This is a genomic window from Enterococcus sp. AN402, from assembly GCF_040719405.1.
Classification (GTDB): Bacteria; Bacillota; Bacilli; order Lactobacillales; family Enterococcaceae; genus Enterococcus; species Enterococcus faecalis.
Genome location: NZ_JBFDTM010000004.1, coordinates 2,749,939 through 2,767,446 on the forward strand (window position 1 = coordinate 2,749,939; position 17,508 = coordinate 2,767,446).

The 17,508-nt window shown below is 39.6% G+C and carries 16 protein-coding genes; 14 read left to right on the forward strand and 2 right to left on the reverse strand.

The genetic code is table 11. From position 1 onward, the window contains the following. Positions 1 to 51: 51 nt before the first annotated feature. From AB1I62_RS14765 to AB1I62_RS14815, 11 genes are all read left to right on the forward strand, one after another. On the forward strand, positions 52 to 4,908 hold the full coding sequence (locus tag AB1I62_RS14765; RefSeq protein ID WP_367019379.1) for a hypothetical protein: 4,857 nt from the start codon (positions 52 to 54) through the stop codon (positions 4,906 to 4,908). 19 nt (positions 4,909 to 4,927) lie between these two features. Next, on the forward strand, positions 4,928 to 5,317 hold the full coding sequence (locus tag AB1I62_RS14770; RefSeq protein ID WP_002354835.1) for an LPXTG cell wall anchor domain-containing protein: 390 nt from the start codon (positions 4,928 to 4,930) through the stop codon (positions 5,315 to 5,317). Next, positions 5,274 to 6,008, forward strand: a complete 735-nt coding sequence (locus AB1I62_RS14775; RefSeq protein ID WP_002354838.1) for a WxL domain-containing protein — start codon at positions 5,274 to 5,276, stop codon at positions 6,006 to 6,008. Before AB1I62_RS14770 ends, AB1I62_RS14775 begins: the two co-directional genes overlap by 44 nt. 4 nt (positions 6,009 to 6,012) lie before the next feature. Continuing rightward, complete coding sequence (locus AB1I62_RS14780) at positions 6,013 to 6,813, forward strand: WxL domain-containing protein (RefSeq protein ID WP_002385162.1); 801 nt, start codon at positions 6,013 to 6,015, stop codon at positions 6,811 to 6,813. Then, entirely contained in the window at positions 6,814 to 7,572 is a 759-nt protein-coding gene (locus tag AB1I62_RS14785) for a WxL domain-containing protein (protein ID WP_131639183.1), read from the forward strand. Positions 7,573 to 7,678: 106 nt separating this feature from the next. Next, positions 7,679 to 8,758, forward strand: a complete 1,080-nt coding sequence (locus AB1I62_RS14790; protein WP_367019381.1) for a DUF916 and DUF3324 domain-containing protein — start codon at positions 7,679 to 7,681, stop codon at positions 8,756 to 8,758. 104 nt (positions 8,759 to 8,862) lie between these two features. After that, the gene (locus AB1I62_RS14795) at positions 8,863 to 9,348 is read left to right on the forward strand and encodes a hypothetical protein (RefSeq protein ID WP_002372750.1); all 486 of its coding nucleotides are present in this window, start codon (positions 8,863 to 8,865) and stop codon (positions 9,346 to 9,348) included. Further along, complete coding sequence (locus tag AB1I62_RS14800; protein WP_002358995.1) at positions 9,323 to 10,783, forward strand: helix-turn-helix domain-containing protein; 1,461 nt, start codon at positions 9,323 to 9,325, stop codon at positions 10,781 to 10,783. Before AB1I62_RS14795 ends, AB1I62_RS14800 begins: the two co-directional genes overlap by 26 nt. A 120-nt stretch (positions 10,784 to 10,903) precedes the next feature. Beyond that, on the forward strand, positions 10,904 to 11,401 hold the full coding sequence (locus AB1I62_RS14805; RefSeq protein ID WP_002372752.1) for an RNA polymerase sigma factor: 498 nt from the start codon (positions 10,904 to 10,906) through the stop codon (positions 11,399 to 11,401). A 24-nt stretch (positions 11,402 to 11,425) separates the two neighbouring features. After that, positions 11,426 to 12,310 (forward strand): RsiV family protein, encoded by an 885-nt coding sequence (locus tag AB1I62_RS14810; RefSeq protein WP_002365402.1) that lies wholly within the window; start codon positions 11,426 to 11,428, stop codon positions 12,308 to 12,310. A gap of 129 nt (positions 12,311 to 12,439) precedes the next feature. After that, positions 12,440 to 13,576, forward strand: coding sequence for an ArgE/DapE family deacylase (locus AB1I62_RS14815; RefSeq protein WP_367019383.1), 1,137 nt, complete (start codon positions 12,440 to 12,442; stop codon positions 13,574 to 13,576). Positions 13,577 to 13,628: 52 nt separating this feature from the next. On the opposite strand, the gene AB1I62_RS14820 is transcribed toward AB1I62_RS14815, so the two are convergent. After that, entirely contained in the window at positions 13,629 to 14,420 is a 792-nt protein-coding gene (locus AB1I62_RS14820; protein WP_002354848.1) for a hypothetical protein, read from the reverse strand. A gap of 163 nt (positions 14,421 to 14,583) precedes the next feature. Here AB1I62_RS14820 and AB1I62_RS14825 point away from each other — a divergent pair, with 163 nt between their 5' ends. The 3 genes from AB1I62_RS14825 (at position 14,584) to AB1I62_RS14835 (ending at position 16,169) form a co-directional block, all read left to right on the forward strand. After that, the gene (locus tag AB1I62_RS14825) at positions 14,584 to 14,967 is read left to right on the forward strand and encodes a YccF domain-containing protein (RefSeq protein WP_002358999.1); all 384 of its coding nucleotides are present in this window, start codon (positions 14,584 to 14,586) and stop codon (positions 14,965 to 14,967) included. An 88-nt stretch (positions 14,968 to 15,055) separates the two neighbouring features. After that, positions 15,056 to 15,481: an Rrf2 family transcriptional regulator gene (locus AB1I62_RS14830; protein WP_002383201.1), complete on the forward strand. Its 426-nt coding sequence runs from the start codon at positions 15,056 to 15,058 to the stop codon at positions 15,479 to 15,481. 58 nt (positions 15,482 to 15,539) lie between these two features. Beyond that, positions 15,540 to 16,169, forward strand: a complete 630-nt coding sequence (locus AB1I62_RS14835) for an NAD(P)-dependent oxidoreductase (protein ID WP_002354854.1) — start codon at positions 15,540 to 15,542, stop codon at positions 16,167 to 16,169. Positions 16,170 to 16,247: 78 nt separating this feature from the next. On the opposite strand, the gene AB1I62_RS14840 is transcribed toward AB1I62_RS14835, so the two are convergent. Beyond that, entirely contained in the window at positions 16,248 to 17,453 is a 1,206-nt protein-coding gene (locus AB1I62_RS14840; RefSeq protein ID WP_002360981.1) for a hypothetical protein, read from the reverse strand. Positions 17,454 to 17,508 lie beyond the last annotated feature (55 nt).

Below are 17,508 nucleotides of genomic sequence, written 5' to 3' on the forward strand. Positions count from 1 at the left end.
TATACTTGAGCCATAGGTTGGTTGTGGAAAGTTTACTTCGAGGGAGGAGTGATGAAGTTAATGAAAAAGAAAATCGCTGTTTTATTGGCAACTTGTTTACTTGTACAACCATTTTTATCTGTTTCAGCGTGGGCGATTGAAGGGGAGCAACAAACAGAACGTACGCAGACACAGCCAAAAACAGCAGAAACCAGTACAAGTGAAGCAACAAAAGAAAGCAGCGCACATTCTATAGAACAGTCATCAATGACGGAATCTAGTGCTATCACAGAAAAAGTAACCACCTCTTCCACAGAAACAAAACCAAGCGAAGAGCAGAAGCAAATCACCTTGACCTTTGAAACAACGGATCAAGCTTTGTTTCTAAATGATGCCAAAAGTTATCAAGTGGTAAAAGAAAAAAATCAGCCACTTCGGACAGAAGAATTACCAAAATGGGCGAATAGTGAGGAAAATGCGACTTTCGTTGGCTGGTCTTACCAAGGAAAAACATATACAAATGAAGAACTTCTTCAATTAGAGTTTTCAGAAGATACACAACTTACGGCTGTCTTTAAACAGAAACTGACACGCATGGCCAGAGCTGTTTCAATTGATCAGTCCATTGCGGACACAATTGCTCCTGCAGATAAAACAAAAGTGATTGTTGTGCCAAGTCCTGCAGGAGATGGAGCAGCGTACAAAGAATATGCATCGACAGAGGCTGGCTTGAAAGAAGCCTTGTTTGATTTGTATCAACAGGGGAACAATGGCGATTTCACTCTTTATATAGGAAACAATATTACGACGAGTGCGGCGACCACCGCTAAAGTGATTCCTGACACCGTTACGGCAAGTAATATGACCTTTTACGCCTTGCAAGGTAAAGTCAATCATTTAGTGATTACTGGAAACAGCGCGGATCCGATTAGTATGGATACAACTTTACCTACAGGTTCCAAAACATTGGCACTAGGAATTGTTCACTTCGGTACAGATATTACTTTAAGAAATATTTCTTACACAGGATCACAAATGTATTTAAACGGTCATAGTTTGTCCTTGAATGGTGGTTCTATCGGGAATGGTTTCTCTGTGTTTGGCGGAACGGATTCAGGCGATGTTACAGGAAATCCTGTGATTACAGTAAATAGCACAGGTTCAGGTACGTGGTATTTTTATGGCGGAAATAATAATGGTGGAACTTTAAAAGGAAACCCAACGTTGCTTATTAATAACACGGTCTCCGGAATCAATACGCTATCAGGCGGTGCAAATCTAGGTACAGTCGATGGGAATGTAACCGTTTCTGTTAAACGAATCAATGGTGCTCTTTCTAATTATTATGGTGCAGGAATTGGTACAGCAGCAAACCCAATTTCTGTGACCGGGAGTGTTTCCAATGAGTTAGACATTGCAGCGGAAGCAAATAGTTCTTTTAGGATGTCCACTTACTATGGTGGCGCACTTTATGGAAACATTAATGGTACCATTAAAAATTCATTATCTGGATATGGCGGTTGGAGTTCAAGAGGGCCTTATGTTGGTGGTTCAGGTCGTGGGAATATTGGAACAAATCGTGGAACAAATGCAATTTCCACAACCCTCGATGCAAGTAATTATACAACCTATGGACCAAGTATTATTGGAGCCAATCGTTATAACGGCACAATAACAGGAAATATTGAAAATACGGTTATTGGTGGAACAACAGCTGCTCAAGGCGGTATAGGTAATTTTGATGGTGGTAGTGGAACGGAAGCTGATCGATTATCAAAAGCAGCACTAGGGGCTTCCAATGAAGGTATCTATGATGCTTATACATCAGAGCAACGGGCAAAATTAGCTTTTGATAGTGCAACTTATAAAATTTTAGGAAATATTCACTCACATCTTGTTAAAGGTTCATTTGGTAATGCGGATCTGTGGCGAACAACCGCAGCTGGTGTAGGTGGTTACGTAGAAGGTAAGGCAACTATAGAAGTTGGAACACAAACAGGCGATGGCACAGCTGGCGGCGATGGCTTGGTTTATAAAGGAAGTCGTCCAACTGACACGAATTATTCTTCTAGTAGAAATAATTTAGCGAATGCGAAAGATTTTGATATTGCTGGCGGTGGTCTTGTCATTGGTCGAGATGCTTGGACTATCTACATTCGCGGTGAGTCAAATACAGTAATTAATAATGCTGTAGCTCGACGAACATACGGTGGTTTATTTTCTGGCGTTGTTGAAGGGAACACCTCTAATACATTGAATGGAGGTATTGTCGATACCTTAGAAGGAAGTGGTTATGAAGGCGGTCGAGTTTATGGAAATGCCCAAGCAACTGTCAGGAATGGTCAAGTTGACTGGTTCTTATCTGGTGGTGGCTGGAATGATAAAAAAATTGTCGGGAATGTTGGAGTAACCGTTTATGATGGTGTCATTAATGCCTCAATGGGAGCATCTTATGGTGCTTCAAGTGATCATACTGTTACTGGAAATTCTAATAATATTGTTTACGGTGGCGACTTTTCTGGTACTCCTCGTGAAGGAACGAATGGTTTTTCTGGCGGAATAACAAATGTTGGTTCTTTGTTAGGAAACGCAAATTTGACCATTGATTTAAGAAACTACAATCGCGAGTTTAAATTGCCTTCGGGAACGTCTATTTCAGGAGGTGTTCCTTATAACGGAACAACTAATTTAGGAACAGATGATTCTAATACAATCACGCTAAATATCTATACAAAACCAGGTTCAGATGTTTTGAATGGTGCAGCTATATACGGAGATGGCGCGCGGACGTCCTCATATACAAAAAGTGGCAAAATTATTATGAATATTCAAGCAACAGGTTCAAGTATTGGTAACTTATATGCAACAAATTATGGTAATGCCCCTACGACAGGGCTGTTACGTGATGTCGAGATAAATTTACAAGGTGCCAAAACAATCAATGGCTTATCTGGTGGAAATGCAACAGATAGTTTCACCAATACCATTGTTTCTAAAAATGCTCAGAAGGTTGTCATTAACATTGGCGAGAACGTTGATGGACTTGATAACTATCAAACAGAACCACTAAATGCGACAGGCTTAGGCGTTGTCAACTTTACGGAATTAAATGTCACCAATGGCATTAAATTAATGGCTAATGGTGGGAACATCAAAAATGGCGTTTCTGCTACTGCCGCGAATCATAGTACGACTTACAATGAATTCGGATCAATTCATCTATCTAAAAATGCAGGAATTGGGATTACCAACACGGCCAATTTAATTTCAGCTAGCAAACTAACGGTTCAGGATCATGCAACATTAGAAACAATTCCTGGTACAGGTAAAGTAAACATTGCGGATTTTGAAGCTGTCGATCCAACAAAAGATGAACTTTTATGGATTAAACCAACGACAGATACAACTGCTTTGGTGGATAGCACAGGGACTTGGTTTGGAAATGTCAAAGCCTATCAGGTCTTGACGATTAATCCAACGGTCAATAATGCTACAAAACTTACGCCAACAACGTTTCATGGGATTGAAAAAGCGACTGGAAAAACATTTATTGGCGATAACGATGTAACCAAGGGCGCCAATGGCTATGGGATAGCAATTCCTGGCTCTATCATCGATTATGAAGTGGAAACGCCTGGAATTGTGGCAGGTGCAGGTACTATTTCTCATGATGTAAAAGAGGTCAAAGCCGGCAATGCGCCGTTAACCTTACAAGCGTGGGGCACCGAAGTAGCTGGACAAAAAGTTCAAAAAGGACGTTTGATGATTCCGACCTCAAGTACTTTAACACCAACCCTAAGCTTCCTTCCTGACGAAGTAACAGGTTCTTGGTTGCACCAAGGAACGGTTAAATCTAGTGAAGTTGGGAGCACGATAGAGCAAATTCCAGAGCAAAAAGATACCACCCCGCTTTCATGGAAAGCGACGAATATGAACTACAGTTATCAGGTGAAAGTTCAATTTTCAAATAAAGTGGAACTTTCGGGGCAATCGGTGATTGTCACAGAGGACGAGGCAGCACAGCTAACAACTGTTGATAAAGTAGTGGAAATGCTCGGCGCAAAAGGTCGGCCGTTTTTCAAGACCTCATTAAAAGAGACGGATTTACCACAAATTCAAGCGCCGTTAGCAGAAAAAACTGTATCGCGGACACATGATATTCAATTAGAAGCAGGGACGTCAGGAGATAATTTGCAAAACAAAACGGTTCATTTAGTTGTTGTGAAAAATGAAAGTGTGCTTGCCAAAGATCGTTCGTTTGCCTTGTATGCGACAAGTGCGCATTTGAAGTTAAAAGAAGCAAATGGCTTAACGAATTCAGACGAGTTGGCACAATGGACACAAGCAACGGTGATTTTCGCAGATGGTCGGGCCAATCAAACACCAAGTCTTGATGCCGCAACCTTCCAAGCCATTCAACAAGCGAAACCAGAAGAATTAGCCAAAACGGTGCCAGCCAATTATCAATTTACAGAAGCTGGTGAAACGTTAAATAAAAAAGTCAATGTGTCTATTTCAGGTGAATTAACGTTAGAAAAAGTACCTAAAACAATTGATTTTGGCAAACAAAAAATTTCTGCCAAGCCAGAAGTTTACTGGCCAACTCTTTCAGATGATTTAGTCGTTCAAGACACACGCGGGACAGAAAGTACGCCTTGGAAACTGAATGTTCAGGTAACGAATCCCTTAACGAACGGCACAGATCAATTGGAAGATTTGTCATTGGTTACAGACAAAGGAGAATTTTTACTCAATAAAGGAGATACGGTTGTTACAGAAAATGAAGGCTCCGGTTCAGGTAGTTATACAATTAACCAAGGTTGGGGTGCGGCAAACCAACGGGGGCTTAAACTATCTGTGCCAGTCGAGAAACAAAAAGTTGGCGAATTCAAAGGGACATTGTCATGGTCATTAGTCATGGCACCATAACAAGGAGGAGAGAAGTGAGATGAAAAAATACCTTTTGCTTAGTTGTTTTTTAGGTCTTTTCAGCTTCTGTCATTCAGACACTGCGTTTGGGGAAGCAGCTTATGAAAATAGTGGTGTTGTCTCCTTTTATGGAACGTATGAATATCCCACAGAAGAGTCGACAACAGCGACTAGTAATTCTTCCACAACGACCGAACCCACCAAGCCAGCTGACGGAGGCGCTTCATCCGTCCTTTCTTCTGGCGTATATGGGTCGCGACAAGGAAGATTACCAGCGACAGGTACCACCAATCAAGCACCATTTATTTATTTGGGAATCAGCCTTATCACTATAGGCATATTATTTATTAAAAGGAGAAGAGAAGATGAAAAAAACAGTATTAGCAGTAGTAGGGATTGTAGGATTTAGCGGTGTCCTAGCGACACAACAAGCATTTGCGGAAGATATTAACGTGAACTATACAAGTAATGGCGCCATTACATTTGAACCAGATACAGATCCAACGAAGCCAGTTAACCCAACCAATCCAGATGAAAAAGTTGAACCAGAAGATCCAACTGACCCAACTGGACCAAAACCAGGGACTGCAGGCCCCTTATCAATTGACTATGCTTCAAGCTTTCAATTTGGCGCCCAAAAAATCACTTCCGATACGAAAGATTATTACGCACAAATTCAAACATTTAAAGATGGAACAACAGGTCCCAACTATGTTCAGGTAACGGATAAACGTGGGACACAAGAAGGCTGGACGTTAAGCGCTGTACAAAATGCGCAATTCAAAACAGCCCAAAATGAAGAATTAGTTGGGGCCGCTTTATCGATTGCCAATGCAGGTGTGACATCGATTGTTGATGCCGCATACGCGCCAACACCAACAGCAGCACATACCTTTGTTCCTGGAACAGAAGTAGAATTAGTCAAAGCAGAAGATGGCAAAGGAATGGGGACTTGGGTCTATCGTTTTGGGAAAGATGCGACAGAAGGTGCTACTGCCGTGAAATTAAATGTCCCAGGTAAAGCGATTAAATTAGCAAAAGAATATCGTACGACCTTAACATGGACATTGAAATCTGTACCAACGAATGTTGGAGGCTAAGTAAATGAAAAAAACAGTCGTCTACTCCTTGTTATTCGGAACAATGTTGCTTGGCGCCACTGTTCCTGCTGAAGCGGCGACGGTCGTATTTGATAGCGAACAGTCGATTGTTTTTACCCCAAGCACAGATGGAACAGATCCAGTGAATCCAGAAAATCCCGATCCAGAAAAACCAGTTCGACCAGTCGATCCAACGAATCCTGATGGACCTAATCCAGGCACACCTGGGCCACTTTCCATCGATTATGCCTCAAGTTTGGATTTTGGGAGTAATGAGATATCGAATAAGGATCAAACGTATTTTGCCAGAGCGCAAACCTATAAAAACCCAGATGGTTCAGCAAGTGAATTGGCAACTGCTAATTATGTACAAGTAAGTGATTTACGGGGAACCAATGCTGGCTGGGTTTTAAAAGTGAAACAAAATGGTCAATTTCGTAATGCAGAAACATTACACAAAGAATTAACAGGCGCCACCGTTGCCTTTACTGAGCCCAGTGTTCGCTCAAATGCGACGGACGTATTGCCGCCAACTGCTACCGCAAACATTCAATTAGATGCTGCGGGCGCAGAAACTGTTGTCATGCAAGCCCCAGAAAAGACCGGCGCCGGAACGTGGATCACGCTGTGGGGGCAAGCAGAAAAAGTGACCGAAAAAAATCAACAAGGACAGCAAGTAAATGCCACAATCACACGGGCAATCTCACTAACTGTTCCTGGGAAAACCCCTAAGGATGCAGTACAATATAAAACAACATTGACTTGGCTACTTTCAGATGTACCAGTAAATAATGGAGGGAAATAAATGAAAAAGACAAAAGTAATGACATTGATGGCAACCACAACTTTAGGAGCACTGGCACTTGTACCAATGAGTGCATTAGCAGTCGACGGTGGTGAATACCAAACAAACGGAGCGATTCAATTTGCACCAAATACGAACCCAACGAATCCAGTTGATCCGACGAATCCAGACCCGGATAAACCAATTACGCCAGTTGATCCAACTGATCCGACAGGGCCTAAGCCAGGGACAGCAGGTCCGTTATCCATTGACTATGCATCTAGCTTATCTTTTGGGGAACAAACGATTACCTCAAAAAATATGACCTACTATGCAGAAACACAAAAATACAAAGATAACGCTGGTGCCGATCAAGAAGGCCCGAACTTTGTTCAAGTCTCAGATAATCGTGGGACTGAAACAGGTTGGACGTTAAAAGTAAAACAAAATGGTCAATTCAAAACTGAAGCCAACCAAGAACTAACAGCGGCCAAAGTAACTTTAAGCAACGGACGCGTGGTTTCAGCTTCACAATCTGCAAAACCAACGACAGCGCCAGCTACGATTGAATTAAACCCAACTGGGGCTGAATCAGTGGTCATGGCTGCTGGCGATAAAGAAGGTGCGGGCACGTACTTAATGAGCTGGGGCGATAGTATAGATGCCGCTAAAACAAGTATTTCATTAGAAGTACCTGGTTCAACCACAAAATATGCGAAAAAATACACGACAACTTTTACTTGGACTTTGACAGATACACCTGCTAACACAGGAAACTAAGAACGACAGCATACACGCAAGATCGGGATATAAGTCAAAAATTTTTTGGCTTATCTTTCGGTCTTTTGGTGCTTATAATACAACAAAGAATGGAAGATATAGGAGAATGAATATGAACAGATGGAAAGTATATGCAACGGTAATCGCTTGTATGTTATTTGGCTGGATTGGCGTGGAGGCGCACGCTTCTGAATTTAATTTTACGGTCACACCAACAATTCCCGAAAATCAAGTGGATAAATCAAAAACCTACTTTGACTTAAAAATGGCGCCTGGTGCCAAACAAACCGTAGAAATTCAGTTACGCAATGATACAGATGAAGACATTACCATTGAAAATACGGTGAACTCAGCGACAACGAATTTAAATGGCGTAGTAGAATATGGCCAAAACGGGATCAAACCTGACAAAACTTTACGCTTTAACTTAAAAGATTATGTGGAAGCACCGAAAGAAATCATCTTGCCGAAGCATTCCCAAAAGACCTTACCTTTAACCATCACGATGCCTAAAGATTCTTTTGATGGCGTGATGGCTGGCGGCATAACACTCAAAGAGAAAAAGAAAGAAACCACGACTTCTGCGGACCAATCAAAAGGGTTAGCTATTAATAATGAATACTCCTATGTTGTGGCTATTATTCTTCAGCAAAATGAGACAAAGGTTCAACCAGATTTAAAATTACTGGGGGTTAAACCAGGCCAAGTCAACGCGCGAAACGTCATCAATGTTTCTTTACAAAACCCACAAGCGGCCTATTTAAACCAATTACATTTAATCAACACTGTTTCAAAAGGAGGCGAAACGCTTTACCAATCCGATACTGAGGATATGCAAGTGGCGCCAAACTCTAACTTTAGTTACCCAATTTCTTTAAAAGGGGAACGATTAACGCCAGGGAAATATGTCTTGAAATCAACGGCCTATGGTGTAAAAGATGAAAAGGGCACCTATCAAGTCAAAGGCGCCAATGGTGAAGAACGGTACCTGTACAAATGGGAATTTACAAAAGAATTTACTATTTCTGGGGACGTCGCTAAAGAATTAAATGAAAAAGACGTAACCATTAAAGGAACCAATTGGTGGTTGTATCTACTGATTGCATTAATCATTCTAGCGCTGCTCTTATTGATTTTCTTCTTGTATCGTAAAAAGAAAAAAGAGGAAGAACAACAATCTGAGTAATAAAAAGGGCTATCTATTGACAAAAAGGGTTTTCCTTGTAAAAGTAAAGGTACTTTTACAAGGAATTGCTTCCCATAAAGTAGAGGTAGAGAGAGTGAGAAGCCATGAGAAAAAAGTATCTTTTTTTATTTAGTTCTTTGCTAATTTTTACGGCTGTCGAAATAGAACCAATTCAAACATTGGCGACACCTATTTATAATCCCTTAGAACCAACGGAAGAAATTCAACCAAAACCAGAATCAATCACCCCTCAGGAAAAGTCAGAACCGGAACAACCTGCGCCAACCCCTCAGGAAGATCAAAAAACTACGGTTCCTTCTGAAGAAAAAAAGCCTTCACCCAAGAAAAAAGACAAACCTGTGGAGAAACCGGCAATGTCAAAAGAAAAAAAGAAACAAACAAAAGAAACAACGGCTCATCCCCTACAAGTGAATAAAGATTTTGTCTTTCCTAACGGACTTGGTGCAGGCGGCGATGAAGAATCTGAAAGCTATTTAGCAGCGGTTGGGTACTTTCTTTCAGGAAATGGATTGTATGGGAAAAAAATGGATGTGAGAGAAGTCTATGATATTGATGATGTTTTTAAATAAAGTGGATAAAAGAAAAATCGCCTTATTTCAGTTACTGGAAAATGCACCGATGTTAACAGAGTCAAAAGAAACCGTAATGCAGGAGTTAGAATTATCTGAATTTATCGTGAACAAAACGGTCGCTGAATTAAATGCCGATTTTATTGAATTTGGTTTATCAGAGGATTTTCAAATTGTGAGCGATGGTATTTTCTTAACTCTTAATGAATCAGGAACGGAAACTTCCGATACTTTGATTGATTGCTATATTAAAGAGTCGTTACGTTTTGCTATGTTTCAAGATTTCTTTTTTCAGCGTTTTGATTCTGTGAATGAGTTTGCGTTAGAACACTTTGTTAGTCACACATTGGCTTATAAGGAGTTCAAGGAATTAAAGAAAATGCTGGAAAATTATCAAATTACAATTAATAAAGAATTTCACTTGGTGGGAAATGAAACCAATTTACGCGAAGTAACAACACTGGTTTTTTTACAATTATACCAACGTGATTTTTCATTGTACGGTAAAAAAGTTTTAGAGCAGATTCGGAACTTTGAGCTATTTTTTTCTGAGAAGGTTCATCTTAATCAGCGTGCGGGCTATGCACAAGCTAAATGTTTTCATTTTTTGGCGGTTTCTTTAGTACGAACGCAGCAACAGTTTTATGTAGAGAAAAAAGTAGATTCGCAAGTGTTAAAACAATTAGCCGGTGACAATCAGCAGAATGTTTTCAATTGGTTAGAGAGTCTTCAAATCCCAGAACCACAACGAACAAACGAAGGCAATTATTTACTCTTATTTTTAATTGCTGAAGAGTGGCTTCAAGTAGCTTCAGCAGCACTTTGCCAAAGATTTGCAGAAATTCAACAATTGAATCGTGACTTGTTAAGCTATTTAAAAATACAATTTCAGCTTTCCGAGGAAGTCCTGCAAGGTTTTGAACAAAAAGTAACAATCGTACATTTTAAATTGTTCCATTTTCCAATAGAAGCAAACTATAGTTATCGCAAAATGGATATAACCTACTTTGCAGAAACGTATACAGAGTATTTTTCTGCTAGTCGACAATTTATTCAAGAACAAAAAACGAATCCCGCTGTTTGGGATGCCAGACGGTTTTTATTTTATCGGTATCTGTTGTTAATGGTGGATGCGTTACCATTGAAAAAAGTTTTGGCTCCGATTACATTGTGTGTCGACTTTTCCTTTGGTGAAGCCTATAATCGTATGATACAAAAAAATATTGAAAAAATTACGGAATGGAATATCATTTTCAAAGCACATGTAGATGAAAGTGTACAATTAATTTTATCGGATATTCATTTTGTCGATTGGCCTGAGATTACCCAAATTATTTGGCTAGCGCCACCACGTCCTGTTGATTGGTCGCATTTTATTAAAACGCTGAGTGCACTAAGACCGCACTCGGGAGAAGAGAAAAAGAAATCATCGTAGACTAGACGGTGATTTCTTTTTCTTTTAGAATATAAAAATTAAAAATAATAAAAAAGTTGAAACTTTTTATGCTTGTGATTCGTCTATATAAGTGTACAGGAAAGGAGGTTCCAGAAATCGATGGTTTTCGATGGTTGGAAAAGAAAAAAACAAATTCGCGCGTTAGAAACGCTTGTGGATACCAAATATGAAAAAATGTATCGCATTGCCTTTAACTATACACATTCGAAAGAAGATGCCTTGGATGTGATTCAAGAAAGCTTTGAAAAGGCACTGAAGGCCATCCAAAAAGGACCCGATATTAATGATTTTGACGCGTGGTTCTTTCGAATTCTGCTTTCTGTAGCGACAGATTATTGGCGTAAAAAGAAACGAGAAGCTGTTCATATTGAAAAAGATGAACATGTGTTAGCCCTTTTAAATAATCCCCAACGCAGTTTTTTAGAAATTGAAGAAATTATTAATCAATTAGATAGTCCCAATCGTGAAATTATTCTATTAAAATTTTTTGAAGGATTTACGCTAAAAGAAATCGCCTTGATCCTGGATATTAACGAAAACACGATTAAAACGAAGATGTACCGCAGTTTGAATGAACTCCGAAGTCTATTGAATTAGTAAAAGAAAGGAAGCGAAAAAATAATGGAAGATTTTGTAAAAAGTGTTGTTAAAAACTTTTCAAAAGAATACCGCCAACAACCGTTGCCAACGGATCTACAAGCGGAAGTCAAAGCGCGTTTTCATAAAGAGAAAAAGCGGTACACCTGGCTTCGTTTTAGAAACCGCTCACTGCAAAGTAGTCTAGTAGTGGCTTGTGGCTTTGTCTTATCAGTCAATTTGTTTCCAGGTTTTAGTGAAGCAGCCCGCAACATTCCTGTGTTAGATAAAATTGTTCAATTAGTCACCATCAAAACGTTGACAGCGAAAAAACAGGAAAGTGAAGTAAACATCGATGTCCCTAAAATCCAAACATCCCAAGAATCTTCAGTAGCCGACACGCTCAACAAAAAATACTTGAAAGAAGCCCAAACAGAATTTCAACAAGTCAAAGGGCAATTGTTTGATGGTTCTCGTGTTTCAGTCACTGGAGATTATGAAAAAGTCGTGGACGACCGTCGCTTCCTAGTGGTCAAACGAACCTTCACAGAAATTAAAGGCAGTTCTGCGACGACAACGAAATATGACACCATCGACAAACGAGCCAATGTTGTCGTTTCACTCCCCTTAATTTTTAAAAATGATTTTTACATTGATGTCATTAGTAGTGAAATTAAACAACAAATAGCAGACCAAATGAAGAACGATAGCAATAAAATATACTGGTCCGAAAAAGAGGATGCCCCCAGTGATGTTCAACCCTTCAAAAAAATTAAAAAGGACCAACCTTTCTATATCAATGAAAAACACCAATTAGTGATTGTGTTTCCTCAAGGAGAGATTGCGCCTTACTATATGGGCACCCCTGAATTTGTGATTCCTAATCAAGTCATTGAGAATGAATTGGCAGCGCCTAATTATTTAAAATAAACTCAGCAAAAAACACGCGACAGTTTTAAGAAATGTCGCGTGTTTTTTACTGATCTAACCAAGTCAGTTGCGGTTTTACTGAGAGAAGCGTACACTAGAATTAAGCATAACAAGAAAGGGCGAATGGCAATGGAAAAATCAGAAAAAATTAGTATTTTACAAGATGTGGTTAAAATTAAATCTGTAAATGGAAACGAAGAAGAAGTGGCAATCTATTTACAAAATCTTTTGAAAAAATATGAGATCCCTTCTGAACTTGTTTCTTATGCACCAAATCGTAGTAGTTTGGTTGCTTATTTAGGTGAAAACCGAGAAAAAGTCTTAGGGTTTAGTGGCCACATGGACGTGGTTTCTGAAGGGGACGAAAGTCAATGGACTTTCCCGCCATTTGCGGCCCATATTGAAGGAAATAAATTGTATGGCCGTGGCGCAACGGACATGAAAAGCGGCTTAGTCGCAATGGTTCTAGCAATGATTGAATTAAAAGAAAAGGAAGTTCCATTAAAGGGAGCGGTTAAATTTTTAGGTACAGTTGGTGAAGAAGTCGGTGAGCTAGGTGCTGGCCAATTAACTGAAAAAGGCTATGCGGATGATTTAAGTGCCTTAGTCATTGGAGAACCAACCAATTATAACTTGATGTATGCGCACATGGGTTCAATTAACTACTCCGTTGTGTCACACGGAAAAGAAGCCCACAGTTCGATGCCGGAAGAAGGCATTAATGCAATTAATAATTTGAACGAATTTATTACAGAAGCAAACCAACAAATGGCGGAAGTCACAGCAAACTATGAAAATCCTGAATTAGGCCGAACGATTCACAATGTAACCGTCATTAAAGGTGGCACACAAGTGAACAGTATTCCAGGTCAAGCAGCCTTGCAAGGGAATATCCGTTCAATTCCAGAATTCAGCAACGACCAAGTCATTGCATTATTACAAAAAATTGTCGATGAATTGAACAAAAAAGAAAAACATCAGTTAGAATTAACGACTGATTACAATAAAATTCCTGTAAAAGCTGAGAAAGATTCTGCGTTAATTCAAGCCATTCAAGCCCAATTTGATCAACCATTACCATTAGTGACAAGCGCTGGGACCACAGACTTAGCTGAATTTACTAAATCAGACAATACATTTGATTGCGTTGTCTTTGGACCAGGTGTGACCACTACTGCACACCAAGTCGACGAATATGTCGAAATTGATAATTACTTAGATATGATTGATAAGTATCAAGCGATAGCAAAAAGTTATTTAAATTAAAAAAATGTCGCGCCTGAATCATAAAAATCAGGTGCGACATTTTTTATAAGGTTTATTCCACCACAGTCCATTCATTTAAGGTTTTGCCGTTCTCATCAACTAGCTCTAACCAGCTGTTTGTTCCAGCAAAATAGAGAAACAAGCCGACTTCATTAACGCTTTTTAAGACGATATCTTCCGTTGTGACAAAGTCTTTAAATTGGCCCTTGCGTTCATCACGAAGTTTTTCACCAAATCTGGCGGAGAAACCGACAGACCCGTCTTTATTTAAAGGGGCTTCGGGCATCATTGTCGCGCCAGCTTTAATAAGCATTTCATTGCGCTTTTGCCAAAAAACTGTTGCTTTGCTTTGTCGAGTATCAATATAAAAAGGAATTTGGCTGACTTCTTTTGTCCATTTGTGGCGTGCTTTGGCTGGTCTGGCTTTCTTCGGCGCCGGTTTTTTAAACAGAGAGTAGCCAAAACGTTCCAAGATAAAGGTGACTGTTTCTTTATAGTTAGTCACTGTCGCTACCGCACTTTTCGGAATTTTGACTGTCGCTGGGGTTGCTTCCAATGTTAAACCACTTTCTTTCGCATCATCTAGGAAAGCTTGCGCTAAATAGGCAAGTTCTGTGTCCCAAGTCGGTTTCAACAAAATCGAGTGATCAAAAGAAACTTCTTTATATGTAGCTTTTTCTTCAGCAAGTCCTAAAGCAACTAGTTGGTTATCTCTTAGCAAGAAAAGAATCGCTGCTTCTTTTTTCGGTAATTTAGTTGTTTGTTCAATGATTAAGTGGGCCTGATCGGCTAAATCAATGAGTGTCTTTGTTTTTTTTAGATCAACGGTTAAATGTAAGTCCATGAAGTCTGCTCCTTTATCGTTAGTCTCTTCATTGTATCATGAAATAGCGTCTTCGTCTTTTAACGAGTCAGCGACCTTACAATATTGTTTGAAACAAAAAGAAGCTTTCGTGGTATACTTACTCACATACATAATTTTTAATGAGGAAAGTAGAGGAACAAGAATGAAAACACTTGGCAATATTTTATGGTTCATCTTTGGCGGCTTTTTTGGTGGCTTATCTTGGCTATTCGCAGGCGTGATTTGGTGTATTACAATTATCGGTATTCCGATTGGTTTACAATGTTTTAAATTAGCGGGGTTGAGCTTTTGGCCGTTTAAAAAGCGAGTCGTGTATAGTGATAGCGGCGTATCTTTGGTGGTAAACATTATTTGGCTGATTATCAGTGGACTACCATTAGCAATTGGGCATTGTATTAGTGGCTTGTTGCTTTGTCTGACAATCATCGGTATTCCGTTTGGGCAACAATCCTTTAAATTGGCGAAATTAGCGTTAATGCCGTTTGGGGCCCGTGTTGTTTCAACAAATGATTTTTATTTTGAATAGTCAGAGGTTTCTCATTGACAAATAAAACGAAACAGCGTATTCTGTAAATGTAACAAATAACGTTACATTTAGTTTGGAGTGATTAGATATGGCCATGTCAACGAAATTAAGTGTTGCGATTCATATTTTAAGTTTGATTGAAACAGGTCCTCAAGAACAAGTGACTTCTGAATACATTGCTTCGAGCGTGAATACGAATCCAGTCGTTGTTCGACGACTAATGAGCCAGTTAAAAAAAGCCGGCTTGATTCATTCCATGCGTGGAGCCAATAAAAATACCTTATTAAAGAAACCAGAAGAGATCTCACTGTATGAAATTTACACAGCGGTTGAATTGGAACGAGAGATTTTCAATATTCATCAAAATCCTAATCCAAACTGTTCCGTTGGGGCAAATATCCAATCGGTACTAGAAACTGAATTTACTAAAGTGCAACAAAAAATGGAAGAAGAATTGAAAAGCATCACCTTAGCAGATGTGATTCATGAAATAGAAGTTAAGAGAGATAAGTAATCTCTCTACTTTTAAAGTATTAAATGTAACTATTTTAGTTCTATTTAAAAATGAAAGGATGATTTACATGAAAGTAGCAGTATTAGGAGCAACAGGAAAAGAAGGACAATTACTTTTAGCAGAAGCTAAACGTCGCGGGATGGACGTGACAGCCATCGTTCGTAATGCTTCAAAAATAACAGATGGCACACCGACCATTGAAAAAGATGTTTATCAATTAACAACAGAAGATATTCAAGCGTTTGATGTATTAATTAGTGCCTTAGGATTCCCTGATGTGCAAGATTTTCCAAAATCTACCCAGCATTTGATTGAGATTTTAACCAATCAAAAAACGCGCTTGTTTGTCGTTGGGGGCGCTGGAACCTTGTATGTGGACCCAGAACACACAACTCAATTAAAAGATACACCATCATTCCCAGCAGAAATTCAGCCATTAGCTTCGGCGATGGGCGAAGCTTTAAACTTATTGAAAGAAGCTCAAAACATCCACTGGACCTATATTAGTCCTGCAGCCATGTTTGATGCTGAAGGTCCTGCGACAGGCCATTATGAAGTCGCTGGCGAAGAATTAACAACCAATAGTCAAGGTGACAGCTACATTAGTTACGCAGACTACGCCGTTGCCATGTTAGATGAAGTGGAAAGTAATGCACACCCAAATCAACGAATCAGTGTGTATCAATAAAAGAAACAAGAAAAATGGGGCCTCCGTTAAAACAACGGAGACCCCATTTTCTTGTTTGATTAATTATTGCTAATGTCTTTACTGTTTGGGTGCTCGGTATCCTGCTGCTTCTGCTTCTTCAACAGTAGAGAACCAAGCTACTGGATTCGTAGTTCTATTATAATATCTACTTCCAGGTACATGATAAATTCCATTACGTGACCCTTTAATTAAGGCGTTACCGCTTGGTGCTTCCGCAGCAGCCGTCTCGACTTCCGCCGGCGCCTGTGCGGCTTGTTGCGCCTCTGCTTCAGCTTGCGCTTTTGCTGCCGCTTCGGCTTGTTCTTTTTGCGCTTTTTCAGCGGCTAGTTTCTGAGCTTCTGCTTCTTTTCGTTGTTTTTCTTTGTGGGCATCTAATTGAGTTTTAACAACGGCTACCCGTTTTGTTAAAGCTTGATTTGGGGAGTTTAAAGCGTCAATTTGTTTGATCGCTTCATTATAGTAAGCTTCATTGGTTGGTTCTTGTTCAGCTTTTTCAACAGCGGCAGTTGCACTGGCGACTAGTTGTTCATTTTTTTCTTTTTCAGCGATAGCGGTTTGAACAGTCGTTAATCGTTGTTGAAATCCTTCTTTGCCAACTGGGGCAGCAGCCACTAATTTTTCAGCTGCTTGATAATCGCTTTTACTTTTAGATTTTTCAGCAGTTGTAACTGCTTCATCAACAGGTACTGCTTCTTTGATTTTTTCAAGGCGATCATTGTATTCCTCGTATTCTTGACTTAATGAAGATACTAAGGTTGCGGCTTCATCATAGTTTTTCTGAGAAGGTTGCTTTTCAGCGTAAGCTAAGGCTTTTTCTGTTTTGGCCAATTCTTGCTCAGAATCTGTGATGCTCGCAATAAATTCTTTTGACGGTGTGACTTCGACTGATTTTTCAACTTTGGTATCTTTCTTCTCAGCAACAAAGGTGATTTTTTGCGTTTTTTCATCGGACAGTTTTACTTTGTAAGCAAACGTTTTGTCTTTCGTTTTTACTTCCTTGCCATTGGCCGTTAGTTTGCTGTTGCCGTCGTATTCGCCTTTGATGGTGGCTGAGCCATTGGCATCGGTTTCAACACTCTCTGCATCAAGTGAAAGCGTTGGGGAAGAATCTGTCGTGGCAACCCCACCAATAAATAGAGCGGCACTTGCTAATGCGGCATAGCCATATTGTTTTTTCGGTTGTTTCTTAATTAATGCTTTGATAGTCAGTCCCCCGCTGACAAGTAACCCTAATAGACCCAAAAGTACTAATACTACACTCATTCATTTCTCTCCTTTCGATATAACGTTATTATACAATGTATTGTGAGAAAATGAA